The organism is Pseudomonas sp. NFX71, assembly GCF_048079215.1.
Classification (GTDB): domain Bacteria; phylum Pseudomonadota; class Gammaproteobacteria; order Pseudomonadales; family Pseudomonadaceae; genus Aquipseudomonas; species Aquipseudomonas fluorescens_B.
On the sequence record NZ_CP182230.1, the window covers coordinates 1,341,460 to 1,355,840 of the forward strand.

Consider the following 14,381-nt stretch of genomic DNA (forward strand, 5'->3'; position numbering starts at 1 on the left):
GGTCCAGACACTAAAGAATCCACCGGTCTTCCCCGGAGAACCGAAATGACTGACACCCCACTGTCCCCCACCGAATTCGAAGCGGCCCTGCGCGCCAAGGGCGCCTACTACCACATCCATCACCCGTACCACGTGGCGATGTATGAAGGTCGGGCGACCCGCGAGCAGATCCAGGGTTGGGTTGCCAACCGGTTTTACTATCAGGTGAACATCCCCCTGAAGGACGCCGCCATCCTGGCCAATTGCCCGGACCGCGAGATCCGTCGCGAGTGGATTCAACGTCTGCTGGACCATGATGGCGCCCCCGGTGAAGACGGCGGCATCGAAGCCTGGCTGCGTCTGGGTCAAGCCGTCGGCCTCGACCCGGACCAACTGCGCTCCCAGGAACTGGTGCTGCCCGGCGTACGTTTTGCCGTGGACGCCTACGTCAACTTCGCCCGCCGGGCCAGTTGGCAGGAAGCCGCCAGCAGTTCGCTGACCGAGCTGTTCGCGCCGCAGATCCACCAATCGCGTCTCGACAGCTGGCCGCAGCATTACCCGTGGATCGACCCGGCCGGCTATGAGTATTTCCGCACCCGACTGGGCCAGGCGCGGCGCGATGTGGAACATGGTCTGGCGATCACGTTGCAGCACTACACGACGCGAGAAGGCCAGGAGCGCATGCTGGAAATTCTCCAGTTCAAACTGGACATACTTTGGAGCATGCTCGATGCCATGAGCATGGCCTACGAACTGAAACGCCCGCCGTATCACAGCGTGACCGAGCAACGGGTCTGGCACAAAGGAATCACCTTATGAGTTTCGATCGCAGCAAGACCCCGACCTGGCGTCCCGGCTACCGCTTTCAGTACGAACCGGCGCAGAAAGGCCATGTGCTGCTCTACCCGGAAGGCATGATCAAACTCAATGAAAGCGCCGCGCTGATCGGTGGTTTGATCGACGGCGAACGCGATGTCGCGGCGATCATCGCCGAACTGGACGCGCAGTTCCCCGGCGTGCCGGAGCTCGGTGATGACATCGAGCAGTTCATGGAGGTCGCCCGTGCTCAGCACTGGATCGAACTTGCCTGATTCCGTGTCGGACAAGTTACCGCCCAAACCGGAAATCGGTCTGCCGCTGTGGCTGCTGGCCGAGCTGACCTATCGCTGCCCGCTGCAATGTCCCTACTGCTCCAATCCGCTGGACTTCGCCGAGCAGGGCAAAGAGCTGAGCACCGAGCAGTGGATCAAGGTGTTCCGCGAAGCGCGGGAAATGGGCGCCGCGCAGCTGGGCTTTTCTGGCGGCGAACCGCTGGTGCGCCAGGACCTCGCCGAGCTGATTGCCGAAGCGCGCAAGTTGGGTTTCTACACCAACCTGATCACCTCCGGCATCGGCCTCACCGAGCAGAAAATCAGCGACTTCAAGAAAGCCGGTCTGGACCACATCCAGATCAGCTTCCAGGCCAGTGACGAGCAAGTGAACAACTTACTGGCCGGCTCGAAAAAGGCCTTCGCGCAGAAGCTGGAAATGGCTCGCGCAGTAAAGGCTCACGGCTATCCGATGGTGCTGAATTTCGTCACTCACCGGCACAACATCGACAAGATCGACCGGATCATCGAGCTGTGCATTGCCCTTGAGGCGGACTTCGTCGAACTCGCCACTTGCCAGTTTTACGGTTGGGCGCAGCTCAATCGGGTCGGACTGTTGCCGACCAAGGAACAACTGGTCCGCGCCGAACGCATCACCAACGAATACCGCGCCAGACTCGAAGCCGAAGAGCATCCGTGCAAGCTGATTTTCGTCACGCCGGACTACTACGAAGAACGCCCGAAAGCCTGTATGAATGGCTGGGGCAGTATTTTTCTGACAGTGACCCCGGACGGAACCGCCCTGCCCTGTCATGGCGCCCGACAGATGCCGGTGCAGTTTCCCAACGTGCGTGACCACAGCATGCAGCACATCTGGTACGACTCATTCGGCTTCAACCGCTTTCGCGGCTACGACTGGATGCCCGAGCCGTGCCGCTCCTGCGATGAGAAAGAAAAGGATTTCGGCGGCTGCCGCTGCCAGGCATTCATGCTCACGGGTGACGCGAGCAATGCCGACCCGGTATGCAGCAAATCGGAACATCACGGCGTGATTCTCAAGGCCCGCGAAGAAGCCGAGCACGCGACCCAGACCATCGAACAACTGGCCTTTCGCAATGAACGAAACTCACGAATCATCGCCAAAAGCTGAACCTTTCAGCGCTGCCAAAGCGGTCGCTGCCGGGGTCGACTTTGCCGAATTGCAGGTTGGCCGGCATGGCCTGTTCTGGAATGAATACCGCCCCGAGGACGCCGCTTGCCGCATCTGGCATTGGCGGGATGGTCAGGCACATTGCCTGACGCCAGCGGGTTTTAGTGTGCGCAGTCGGGTGTACGAATATGGCGGTGGGGCGTTTTGCCTGACAGATGACGGGGTGGTTTTCGTCAACGAGGCGGATCAGCAGCTGTACCGCCAATCGCTGGCAGGCGAAACGCCCGAAGTGCTGACATCTGGCGAATGCCGCTATGGCGACCTGCAGTTTGCGCACGGGCAGGTGCTGGCGGTTGAAGAGCATCGAGACCGGCATCGTCTGGTGGCCATCGATCTGGCGGACGGCGCGCGTCACCTGCTGGTCGAAGGTGCGGACTTTTATGCCGCGCCGACGTTGAGCCCTGACGCTCAACGGTTGGCCTGGGTCGAGTGGAGTCGCCCGGACCAGCCATGGACCGCAACTCGCCTGATGGTTGCCGACCGCCAGGACGACAGCCGTTTCGCTCAGGCACGTTGCCTGGCGGGCGATGGTGTTCAGGAGTCGTTGCAACAGCCGCGCTTCGACGACAGTGGTCGCCTGTTTTGTCTGACGGATCGTGGCGGCTACTGGCAGCCGTGGGTCGAGTCTTCCAATGCTTTGCGTCCGCTGCCCAGCGCTGCGGCTGATCATGGGCCCGCGCCTTGGCAGTTGGGTGGTTGCACCTGGCTGCCCTTGAGTGAAAACAGCTATCTGGCCAGTTGGACCGAAGACGGATTCGGCCGACTGGGCATTGGTGGTGACACTACAGAAGATTTCACCGGGGACTACAGCCGTTTCCGACACCTCGCACTGGATGACCAATTCATCTACTGCATCGCTGCCTCGCCAGTCAGTTCGTCCGCCGTGATCGCCATCGACCGAAAAACCCGACAGGTCAAGGTGTTGGCCGGGGGAATGGCACCGTTGCCCGCCGGGCAAATCAGCGTCCCGCAAACCCTGCGCTACCCGAGCGGTTCAGGCGAGGCTCACGGTTTTTTCTACCCGGCGATGACTGGCGACACAAAGCCGCCGCTGGTGGTGTTCATCCACGGGGGCCCGACATCGGCGTGCTACCCGATGCTCGATCCGCGCATTCAGTACTGGACGCAACGCGGCTTCGCCGTGGCCGACCTCAACTACCGTGGCAGCAGCGGCTACGGCCGCGCTTACCGCCAGGCGCTGCATTTGAGTTGGGGTGAGGTGGATGTGGAGGACGCCTGCGCGGTGGTCGGCCATCTCGCCGTGCGCGGACTGATCGACGGCGACCAGGCGTTTGTTCGCGGTGGCAGTGCCGGCGGCTATACCACGCTGTGCGCGTTGGCGTTTCAGCAGGTCTTCCGCGCGGGCGCCAGCCTCTACGGCGTCAGCGATCCCGTTGCACTGGGCCGCGCGACCCACAAGTTTGAAGGCGATTATCTGGATTGGCTGATTGGTGATCCTGAACAGGATGCCGAGCGCTACGCCGCGCGCACGCCATTGCAGCATGCGAGCAACATCAGCGTGCCAGTGATTTTCTTTCAGGGCGAACTGGACGCCGTGGTCGTGCCGCAACAGACCCGCGACATGGTCGAGGCGCTGCAGCAAAACGGCATTCTGGTTGAAGCACATTATTACGCAGACGAACGTCACGGCTTCCGCAAGGCCGGCAATCAGGCCCACGCGCTGGAACAGGAATGGTTGTTTTATCGGCGGGTGATGGCGCTGGAAAGCTGAAACCGCGTCGCTTCAATCGCCGGCAAGCCGCCGCCTCCAGGATCGGTGAAATCCCCGCGGGAGCTGGCTTGCCGGCGAAAGCGATCTATCTGACACCGTGAAACTCAACGTTTGGCGATGATGTAGACCGCATGCACGATCCCAGGAATGTAACCGCACAACGTCAGCAGAATATTCAGCCAGAACGCGCCGGCGAAACCGACCTGCAGAAACACACCCAGTGGCGGCAATAGAATGGCGATGATGATGCGAATGAAATCCATGGGGCAGCTCCTGATTTGAAGAGGGCTCATGTGAGCCTTACTGCTAATCGACCAACACCGTTCGTCAGGGTTCAGTGCGAATACTGGCTGAATACCGATACCCAAATGAATCTGCGAACAAAAAAACGCCCCACGTCAAAAGAATCAGACGTGGGGCGATGCGTTATACCGCGAGACGGTTCGGGAATTCGTGTAGGGCGGTTGTGATCAGACGGCAATCCCTTTGCGGCATTGCAGTTGTGCGGTACGCACCCGGGAAAAGGCGCGGGCCAGGCGCAGGAGCATTTCGTCGACATTGGCCTTGCTGACCGTGAGCGCCGGGGTGAAGCGCAGGCAGTCGGCTTGTGGGGCGTCGAGCAACAAGCCCTCGTACAGCGCTGCTTTGACGACGGCGGCAGCCGAATCGTCGGACAGCGTAAGACCCCAGAGCAATCCCTGACCGCGCAGTTCGCCATGACCATAGCGATGAGCCAGACGCGCCAGGCCTTCGCGCAAGTGCTGGCCGGTTTCCCGGACATGCTCGAGAAAACCCTTGTCCTGCACGTTATCGAGTACAGCCAGACCCGCAGCGGTCATCAGCGCGTTGCCATGATGGGTGCCCGTCAGCTCGCCGACATCGAAACAGCAGGCCCTGCCTCGAGCCAGCAGCGCCGCCAGAGGCACACCCCCGCCCAGCCCTTTGCCAAGGACAACGATATCTGCCCGCACACCGTAGCGTTGTTCCGCGAGCAATGTCCCGAGGCGACCGACACCGGTCTGCACTTCGTCGAAGATCAACAGAATGCCGAGCTCACGACACAGGCGTTCGACACCCTCGAGGTAAAGCTCGGTGGCGGGGATCACCCCGGCTTCGCTCTGAATCGGTTCGAGCATGATTGCCACGGTCCGTGCATCAACCGCTGCATTCAAGGCTGCAAGATCGTTGAACGGCACGTGGCTGAAGCCGGGGAGTTGCGGTTCGAAGCGGTTGGTCAGCGTGGAACTGTCCGACGCTGGAATCGTTCCGAGACTACGGCCATGGCATCCCTGCCTGGCCACGATGATCCGCGAAGCACCACCGCGATAACGCTGACCCCATTTGCGCGCCAGCTTGATCGCCGCTTCACAGGCTTCGCTGCCACTGTTGAGCAGGTACGCCTGATCACTGCCGGTGCTCATGCAGAGCCGCTCGGCGAGGTTGAGCATGCCGCGGTTATGCAGGCCGAAACCGGGATTGATCAGTGACTGAGCCTGCGCCGTAATCGCATTGACCAGTACAGAAGGGCTATGTCCGAGGCTATTGGCCCCGCCACCCTGTGAAAAATCCAGATAGGCACGGTCATCGCTGTCCCACAACCAGGAGCCCTGGCCGCGCACAAAAATCTGTTTCGGCCGCTCGACACTGGGCATCAGGTACTCGCTGGAAAGATTGTCACTGCTGGCCGGCAGGAAACTGTCCGCGGCCAGATCATCAAGGCTGGGAGCGCTTCGCCGTAAATTGAACAAGTTCATCGGAAAAAACCTCGGTTGAGATTTTTTGCCTTACCTATGCAAACAACCTCGGCGTAAACGATATTCATCGCGCTCTATGGCCCTGTAAGCCTTGTGAATGCGGTTAGACTAGGCTCAGACAAGGCCGTGAGCCATTTCGATTTCCCAGTATTTTCGATAAGCAAATCTTATGGATTTCAAACAACTGCGTTATTTCGTCGCGGTCTACGAAGAGGGCCATGTCGGCCGGGCCGCCGAGCGACTCTCGATCTCTCAGCCTGCCCTGTCCCAACAGATCCGCCACCTCGAACAAAACCTTGATGTCAGTCTGTTCGAGCGCAGCAGTAAACGCCTGCTGCCTACCCTGGCCGCCCACACGTTGTACAACCACGCCTTGCCCTTGCTGGATGGTTTGCAACGGGCACGTGAAGCGCTGGGCAATTTCAAGGGACAAGCGCTGCGCACGCTGGCCATTGGCGTGTTGCAAACCGTCCACACCAGTCTCGTGCCGCAAATGCTCGAACGCCTGCGCAAGGCGCAGCCGCACCTGGTGGTGCAAATCTATGAACTGACCGGGTTGGAGATCGAGCGGCGGCTGCTCAACGGCGCTCTGGACATCGGCATCAGTTACCTGCCGCCCCGACAGCCAGGGTTGCACGGCGTGATGCTGTACGAAGATGAACTGACGCTCGTCATCCCGGCGGATCACCCGTTGCGCGAATTCAAGAAAGTCTCCATGAGTCAGGCTGCCGAGTTGCCGATGTTGCTGCTGGGTGAAGAGTTTCAGGTGCGACAGATCTGGCAGACGCAACTGGCCAACCTGGGGCGGCGCCCGCAGGTGCAGGCGGAACTGAACAATATGGCGGGGATTCTCGACAGTCTGCCCCATACCCGGCTCGCGACCGTGCTTCCGGGGCGCTCGCAGAAAGCGCTCGACAACCACGAACTGCTCTGGAAACCGCTGACTGAACCGCGGGTGCCACTGAAAGTCGGGTTGGTGTGTCGGGATGTGCAGCGGCAACAAGCCTCGCTGGCCTTATTGCGAACCTTGCTGGAAGAGGTGATGAATGGACCGGATGAGCGCTCGGCAACCCTGGATGGGTTGAGCTGACTACTTTTCTGCGGACAAAAGAAAACCCCGCCGAAGCGGGGCTTTGCAGACTGTTTCCCTGACATCCATTTCACTCCGCCGTCCTGGCAGAATCCTACGTGTCCGTGTTGTTGCTTTGCGCTTCCTGCGCGACGTCCATGAGAAGTAGATTAGCTGTGGATCCAATCTGTATCTATGGGAGAAAAGCAGCACGTCATGTAAGCAAATACTTACATGACGTCACATTGTCAGAACTGCGCTGCGTCCAGCAGGAACAACGATTCGCTCCCGGCCTTCACCGACGCGCTCAACGAGTGAATACGCGGCAGCAGGCGTGCGAAATAGAACCGCGCGGTACCCAGCTTGCTCGCGTAGAAATCGTCCTGCGCTTCTTTGCCCGAGGCCGCCTTGGCCATCAGTGCCCACATGTAGGCGTAGGCCACATAACCGAAGGTTTGCAGGTACTCGACCGAGGCCGCGCCGATTTCGTTCGGGTTGTTTTTTGCCCGGTCCAGCAACCATGCGGTCAATTCGTCGAGGGTGGTCACGGCATCGTTCAGCGGCTTGGTGAACTCGGCCAGGTCAGCGCTGGCCGTCGCGGTGAAATGACGGATCTCGTCGGCAAACAGGTTGTAGAACGCCCCGCCGCTGCCGACGATTTTGCGTCCGACCAAGTCCAGCGCCTGAATGCCGTTGGTGCCTTCGTAGATCTGGGTGATGCGCACGTCGCGGACCAGTTGCTCCTGGCCCCATTCACGAATGTAACCGTGGCCGCCGAACACCTGCTGGCCGTGAATGGTGGTCTCCAGACCGAGGTCCGTCAGGAACGCCTTGGCCACCGGGGTCAGCAGCGCCACCAGGTCTTCCGCGCGTTTGCGGGTGGTGGCGTCTTCGCTGAACTTGGCGGTGTCCAGTTGCATGGCCACGTACGTCGAGAATGCACGGCCGCCTTCGTTCGAGGCTTTCATGGTCAGCAGCATGCGACGCACGTCCGGGTGGACAATGATCGGGTCCGCCACTTTGTCCTTGTTCTGCGCGCCCGTCGGCGAGCGGCTTTGCAGACGGTCGCGGGCGTATTCGATGGCGTTCTGGTAAGAGCGCTCGCCAGAGGCCAGGCCCTGAATGCCGACGCCCAGACGTTCGTAGTTCATCATGGTGAACATCGCCGCCAGGCCTTTGTTCGGCTCGCCGACAAGATAGCCCACGGCTTCGTCGAAGTTCATCACGCAGGTTGCGGACGCCTGAATGCCCATCTTGTGTTCGATCGAACCGCAGGTCGCCGGGTTGCGTGCACCCAGGCTGCCATCGGCATTGACCATGAACTTCGGCACCAGGAACAGCGAAATGCCTTTCGGCCCCGCTGGCGCATCCGGTAACTTGGCCAGCACCAGATGGATGATGTTCTCGGTCAGGTCGTGTTCGCCGCCGGTGATGAAAATCTTGGTGCCGCTGACTTTGTAGGAACCGTCGGCCTGAGGTTCGGCCTTGGTGCGGATGATCCCCAGGTCAGTGCCGGCGTGCGGCTCGGTCAGGCACATCGAACCGGCCCAGACGCCGGCGTACATGTTCGGCAGGTACGCGGCTTTCAGTTCTTCGCTGGCGTGCGCGTTGATCGACAGGCAGGCGCCGGCAGTCAGCATCGGGTACAGACCGAAGGACAGGCTCGCGGAGTTGACCATTTCTTCGACCTGAGCCGAAACCGCCTTGGGCATGCCCATGCCGCCGTAGGTCGGATCGCCACCGACGCCCACCCAACCGCCTTCGGCATAAGTCTGATAAGCCTGTGGGAAACCTGCCGGCGTGGTGACAGCACCGTCCGCCCAATGGCAACCTTCTTCATCAGCCGAACGACTCAGGGGCGCGATGCTTTTGCTGGTGACCTTGCCGGCTTCTTCAAGAATGGCTTCAACGGTTTCCGCATCGACGGTCTCGGCCAGCGCAGGCAACTCGGCCCAGAGTTTGGCGACCTCGAAAACTTCATTGAGGACGAAGCGCATATCGCGCAGGGGCGCTTTGTAGTCAGCCATGGCAAACCTCGCAGGATCTTTACAGGTGATTCGTAGGAAGAATGTTTTCGTGGGGTCCGAGTGTAACCCAACAACTTTTGCGACACATAGGGTCAGCTAGTGACCATTTTGTAATTTTTAGTCATCAACAAAAAAGCCCGCACGAGGCGGGCTTCCGTCAAGCGTGACTGAATAACTACAGCGCAAACAACTCCGCCGGCAGCTTCATCAGGCAATCGCTACCCGCTTCAATGGCCGCGCGATGAGCGGCGGTGCGCGGGAGCAAGCGCTTGAAGTAAAACTCGCTGGTCGCCAGTTTGGCCCGGCAGTAATCGGCATCGCCGCTGCCCGCATCCAGTTGTGACTGAGCCACCAGAGCCATGCGCAGCCACAAATAGCCAAGGATGATGTAACCGCTGTACATCAGGTAATCCACTGACGCGGCGCCCACTTCGTCCGGATTCTTCATCGCAGCCATGCCGACCTGGGTGGTCAGCTCGCCCCACTGCTGATTCAACCCATTGAGTTGCGCCACATAACTGGCCAGTTGCGGATGCCCGGCGTTCGCCGCGCAAAACCTGTGGACGATTTTGGTAAAGCCGCGCAGCAGCTTGCCTTGACTGCCGAGCACTTTGCGCCCCAGTAAATCCAGCGCCTGAATGCCGTTGGTGCCTTCGTAGATCGGTGCGATCCGGCAATCGCGAACCAGTTGCTCCATGCCCCACTCACGAATGAACCCGTGACCGCCAAATACTTGCATGCCGAGGTTGGTCACTTCCAGCCCGGTGTCGGTCATGAAGGCTTTGCAGATCGGCGTCAGGAAGGCCAACAGGTCTTCGGCGTCCTGCCGCGCGGTTTCATCCGGGCTCAGGTGCGCAGCGTCCAGCAATTGCGCGGTGAAGTACGTCAACGCACGATTGCCTTCGTTGAAGGCTTTCATGGTCAGCAACATCCGGCGCACATCAGGGTGAACGATGATCGGGTCGGCGACTTTTTCCGGCGCTTTCGGACCGGTCAGCGAGCGCATCTGCAGACGATCGTTGGCGTACTTGATCGCGCCCTGGAAGCTCGCTTCGCCCAGACACAAACCCTGCATCCCGGTGCCAAGGCGCGCATGGTTCATCATGGTGAACATGCAGTTCAGGCCCTTGTTCGGTTCACCGATCAGGAAGCCCTTGGCCTCGTCGAAGTTCAGCACGCAGGTGGCCGAAGCCTTGATGCCCATCTTGTGCTCGATCGAGCCGCAGGAAACGCCGTTGCGCTCTCCTGCTTCGCCTTCTGCATTGGGTAGGAATTTGGGAACGATGAACAACGAAATGCCCTTGGTTCCTGCAGGAGCATCCGGCAGTTTCGCCAGCACCAGGTGAATGATGTTGTCACTCATGTCGTGTTCGCCGGCGGAAATGAAGATCTTGCTGCCGGAGATCGCGTAGCTGCCGTCCGCTGCAGGCACGGCGCGGGTCTTGATGATGCCCAGGTCGGTGCCGCAATGGGCTTCGGTCAGGCACATGGTGCCGGTCCATTGGCCAGCGGTGAGTTTGCTCAGGTAGGTCTGCTTTTGTTCCTCGGTGCCGTGAGCATGGATCGCCGACATCGCGCCGTGCGTCAGGCCCGGGTACATCCCCCAAGAGGTGTTGCTGGACCCGACCATCTCGCTGATGACCAGCCCCAGAGAACTCGGCAAGCCTTGGCCGCCGTAAGCGGGATCAGCCGCCAGACCATGCCAGCCACCGTCCACGTATTGCGCGAAGGCTTGCTTGAAGCCTGCAGGCGTTGTCACCACGCCATTGTCAAAATGGCAGCCTTCTTCGTCGCCGCTGCGATTGAGCGGTGCCAGCACGTTCTCGCAGAATTTCGCACCTTCTTCGAGGATCGCATTGACCATGTCCGGGCTGGCCTCGGTGGCACCCAGCGCCTCGTAGTTGCTGTGAAAATCGAAGACGTGGTCGATCAGAAAGCGCATGTCGCGCAGAGGAGCTTTGTACTCGGGCATGGTCATTTCTCCGGCAGCAGATTCCTTAAACCTACTGCCGCCGGACACGCCTCACAATCACAGTCCAGACGCTGAATGCGCCATCATCACTCAACCCGCAGCAGCGTCCATGCGCACCGCGCCACGACGGTTTTGCCCGTAAGCCACCACGCAGTTTCGTCCGGCACCTTTAGCAGCGTAGAGCGCCTCATCGGCAGACTTGAGCACTTTTTCGGGGTTACGTTGATCCACCCGCTCGGCGACGCCGATGCTGACGGTGACCGACACACTCGTGGCCGCGGAACCGGAACGACGCTGACGCCCCTGCTGATCGTCTTGAGGACGACTGTCCTGGTTACGCAGTTGAATGTTGTAGGTCTCGATCGATTCGCGGATGACTTCCAGGTGCGGCATGCACTCCTCGAGTGTCTTGCCCGCAAACACCAGTGCAAATTCCTCACCGCCATAGCGATAAGCCCTACCTCCACCGCCGATTTTCGACAACTTGCTGGCCACCAGGCGCAGCACCTGATCACCGACATCGTGGCCGTGGGTGTCGTTGAATTTCTTGAAGTGGTCGACGTCGCTCATGGCCAGTACGTAATTGCGCCCCAGGCGCTGCATGCGCTCGTTCAAGGCGCGACGCCCGGGCAGACCGGTGAGCTCATCGCGAAAAGCCATTTGATAGGCTTCATGGGCAACCGCCGCGGCAATCATCAACATTACCTGGCTGCACATGATGTTCAGGGTGAACGGCAGGATGAAGGTTTTCGGTAACGCCCAGAACAACCCGAGCAAACCCACCAGTTGTGCCGCGTGCAAGGGTCTCGGATTACGCCAGTATTGCCAGCTCAGCAGCAGGAACGAGGCGATGAATACCGGGTAGGACAGCTGGATCAGGCTCATCCAGGCACCATGCAGCGCGGGCCAGCGGATTTCCGACAGCCACATCAGCAACGCCTGCGGGTAACTTTGTTCCAGTCCCAGCGCCACACTGCCAACGGCCAGCAACACCGCGAAACGGGCGACCATGTCCTGGAACAGATGGGTGCGTTCCTGCCACGCCGCGAACACACCAAACAGCAGCGGAAGCAGTAAACAACACAGGTGAAAAACCACAGCCGCGTCTTCGCGCACCTTACCGTTGTCGCGGTAATAGTCGGTCTGGGTATCAAGCAGGTAGTAGGCGATGTACACCGTGACCATCAGGAACAGTTCGCGCTGACGTCGATAAACCGCGCAGTAAGCGCCGCCGAGCAACAAAACGAGGGTCGGCAAGACGTTGAACAGCGACGTGAAGAAGACGTTCAGATCCTTGACATAGGCAGCCGCCAACCCCGCAATCAACAGCAGAAGTGACGGTAGGAAATGGCTGAAACGTACAGCGGAAGAACGCGGCAAGGGTAAAGCTCCGACCCGTCATGTCTATAGATGGCATTGTGCCCACTACTTTAACGGCAGTACCCCTGATTTTCTGAGTGATTTGATAAGGTTTTTTTGACGCCGCGTTAATGACTTCTATCCGGGCACCCAGTCATGCGCGGTTCCCCCATCAAGGGTCGTGTAAAAGACAGGGAAACGGCCTCGACCACGGTTCTTTTTCCACCCGAGCCGATTTCAAAAAAAAACCGCCACTCCCGAAGGAGCAGCGGTTTTTTTTAGAAGGGCGCGTTAAGGCTTAGTAGCCCAGTGCGAAGTCTTCTTCTTTCATGTCCATCAGGTTGTTGGCGCCCGACAGCATGGTTGCAACGTGCGTGCGGGTACGCGGCAGGATGCGCTGGAAGTAGAAGCGCGCGGTCTGCAGCTTGGCGGTGTAGAACGCCGTTTCGCTGGTGCCGGCCGCCAGTTTCTCGGCTGCCAGACGCGCCATGTCTGCCCAGAAGTAAGCCAGGCAGGCGTAACCGGAGTACATCAGGTAGTCCACGGAGGCCGCGCCGACTTCTTCGCGGTCTTTCATGGCCGCCATACCGACCTTCATGGTCAGCTCGCCCCATTCCTTGTTGATTGCAGCCAGCGGTGTGACGAATTCCTGAACGGCTTCGTTGCCTTCGTTGGTCTGGCAGAACTTGTGGACGATCTTGGTGAAGCCTTTCAGGGCCTCGCCTTGAGTCATCAGCACTTTACGGCCCAGCAGGTCGAGTGCCTGGATGCCGGTGGTGCCTTCGTACAGCATCGAAATGCGGCTGTCGCGAACGTTCTGCTCCATGCCCCACTCGGCGATGAAGCCGTGGCCGCCGTAGATTTGCACGCCGTGGTTGGCGGATTCGAAACCGACTTCGGTCATGAAGGCTTTGGCGATTGGCGTCATGAACGCCAGCAGCGCGTCGGCTTTCTTCTTCTCTTCTTCGTCCACACCGTACTTGACGATGTCGACTTGCTTGGCGGTGAAGTAAACCATTGCGCGGTTGCCTTCGGCGAACGCTTTCATGGTCAACAGCATGCGGCGTACGTCAGGGTGCACGATGATCGGGTCAGCGGCTTTTTCCGGCGCTTTCGGGCCAGTCAGGGAGCGCATTTGCAGACGATCGCGAGCGTATTTCAGGCCGCCCTGGAAGCCGATCTCGGCGTGGGCCAGACCTTGCAGCGCGGTGCCCAGACGTGCGGTGTTCATGAAGGTGAACATGCAGTTCAGGCCTTTGTTCGCCGGGCCGATCAGGAAACCGGTGGCCGCGTCGAAGTTCATCACGCAAGTGGCGTTGCCGTGGATGCCCATTTTGTGTTCCAGGGAACCACAGGATACGGCGTTACGCGCACCGATCGAGCCGTCTTCGTTGGGCAGGAACTTCGGCACGATGAACAGCGAAATGCCTTTGGTGCCAGCCGGTGCATCCGGCAGGCGGGCCAGCACGATGTGGACAATGTTATCGGCCATGTCGTGTTCGCCGGCCGAGATGAAGATCTTGGTGCCGGAGACTTTGTAGGAACCGTCGGCCTGAGGTTCGGCCTTGGTGCGCAGCATGCCCAGGTCGGTGCCGCAATGCGGTTCGGTCAGGCACATGGTGCCGGTCCATTCGCCAGATACCAGTTTGGTCAGGTAGGCGTGTTGTTGCTCAGGCGTGCCGTGCTCGGAGATGGTGTTCATCGCGCCGTGCGACAGGCCTGGGTACATGCCCCACGACCAGTTGGCTTCGCCGACCATTTCGCTGACAGCCAGACCCAGAGACTCTGGCAGGCCCTGGCCGCCGTGCTCTACGTCGTGGGCCAGGCTCGGCCAGCCGCCTTCGACGAATTGTTTGTAGGCCTCTTTGAAACCAGTCGGGGTTTTAACACCGGACTCGCTCCAAGTGCAGCCTTCGGTGTCACCCACGCGGTTCAGCGGAGCCAGCACCTGCTCACAAAACTTGGCGCCTTCTTCGAGAATGGCGTCAACCATGTCCGGAGTTGCGTCTGCACAAGCCGGAAGGCTCTGATAGTGCGCTTCGTAGCCGAGCAGTTCGTCACGAACGAAGCGAATATCACGCAAGGGGGCCTTGTAGTCAGGCATAGCGATAAACCTCTGCTGATGTAACCGGGAATGAACGACCGTGGTTATTTGTTGTGACGGTCAAACAGTTGTTTGAAACATACGTTT

The 14,381-nt window shown here is 59.8% G+C and carries 11 protein-coding genes; 5 read left to right on the top strand and 6 right to left on the bottom strand.

Going from position 1 to position 14,381, the window contains the following annotated elements; genetic code table 11:
- Window positions 1–45 precede the first annotated feature (45 nt).
- Genes pqqC through ACM1ZW_RS06255 form a run of 4 tightly spaced genes read left to right on the top strand, consistent with a single transcriptional unit; the run spans window position 46 to window position 4,009 of the window.
- A complete protein-coding gene (gene pqqC / locus ACM1ZW_RS06240) occupies window positions 46–798 on the top strand; it encodes a pyrroloquinoline-quinone synthase PqqC (protein ID WP_017341139.1) in 753 nt (250 codons plus the stop codon).
- Complete coding sequence (gene pqqD / locus ACM1ZW_RS06245) at window positions 795–1,070, top strand: pyrroloquinoline quinone biosynthesis peptide chaperone PqqD (protein WP_008024193.1); 276 nt, start codon at window positions 795–797, stop codon at window positions 1,068–1,070. Before pqqC ends, pqqD begins: the two co-directional genes overlap by 4 nt.
- Window positions 1,042–2,217 (top strand): pyrroloquinoline quinone biosynthesis protein PqqE, encoded by a 1,176-nt coding sequence (gene pqqE / locus ACM1ZW_RS06250; RefSeq protein ID WP_416740313.1) that lies wholly within the window; start codon window positions 1,042–1,044, stop codon window positions 2,215–2,217. The genes pqqD and pqqE overlap by 29 nt, the downstream gene beginning before the upstream one ends.
- A complete protein-coding gene (locus ACM1ZW_RS06255) occupies window positions 2,183–4,009 on the top strand; it encodes a S9 family peptidase (protein ID WP_416740314.1) in 1,827 nt (608 codons plus the stop codon). The genes pqqE and ACM1ZW_RS06255 overlap by 35 nt, the downstream gene beginning before the upstream one ends.
- 104 nt (window positions 4,010–4,113) lie before the next feature.
- Here ACM1ZW_RS06255 and ACM1ZW_RS06260 read toward each other — a convergent pair whose 3' ends face one another.
- Complete coding sequence (locus ACM1ZW_RS06260) at window positions 4,114–4,272, bottom strand: YqaE/Pmp3 family membrane protein (RefSeq protein WP_007904205.1); 159 nt, start codon at window positions 4,270–4,272, stop codon at window positions 4,114–4,116.
- A gap of 207 nt (window positions 4,273–4,479) precedes the next feature.
- Entirely contained in the window at window positions 4,480–5,763 is a 1,284-nt protein-coding gene (locus ACM1ZW_RS06265; RefSeq protein WP_416740315.1) for an aspartate aminotransferase family protein, read from the bottom strand.
- A 169-nt stretch (window positions 5,764–5,932) separates the two neighbouring features.
- On the opposite strand from ACM1ZW_RS06265, the gene ACM1ZW_RS06270 reads away from it, so the two are divergent.
- Entirely contained in the window at window positions 5,933–6,853 is a 921-nt protein-coding gene (locus tag ACM1ZW_RS06270) for a LysR family transcriptional regulator (protein WP_017341143.1), read from the top strand.
- 227 nt (window positions 6,854–7,080) lie between these two features.
- Here ACM1ZW_RS06270 and ACM1ZW_RS06275 read toward each other — a convergent pair whose 3' ends face one another.
- From ACM1ZW_RS06275 to ACM1ZW_RS06290, 4 genes are all read right to left on the bottom strand, one after another.
- Window positions 7,081–8,859, bottom strand: coding sequence for an acyl-CoA dehydrogenase C-terminal domain-containing protein (locus ACM1ZW_RS06275; RefSeq protein WP_017341144.1), 1,779 nt, complete (start codon window positions 8,857–8,859; stop codon window positions 7,081–7,083).
- Between the two features lie 175 nt (window positions 8,860–9,034).
- Window positions 9,035–10,831: an acyl-CoA dehydrogenase C-terminal domain-containing protein gene (locus tag ACM1ZW_RS06280; protein ID WP_416740316.1), complete on the bottom strand. Its 1,797-nt coding sequence runs from the start codon at window positions 10,829–10,831 to the stop codon at window positions 9,035–9,037.
- Window positions 10,832–10,921: 90 nt separating this feature from the next.
- Window positions 10,922–12,211, bottom strand: coding sequence for a GGDEF domain-containing protein (locus ACM1ZW_RS06285; RefSeq protein ID WP_017341146.1), 1,290 nt, complete (start codon window positions 12,209–12,211; stop codon window positions 10,922–10,924).
- A 277-nt stretch (window positions 12,212–12,488) separates the two neighbouring features.
- Window positions 12,489–14,294: a phenylacyl-CoA dehydrogenase gene (locus ACM1ZW_RS06290; protein WP_017341147.1), complete on the bottom strand. Its 1,806-nt coding sequence runs from the start codon at window positions 14,292–14,294 to the stop codon at window positions 12,489–12,491.
- Between the last annotated feature and the right edge of the window lie 87 nt (window positions 14,295–14,381).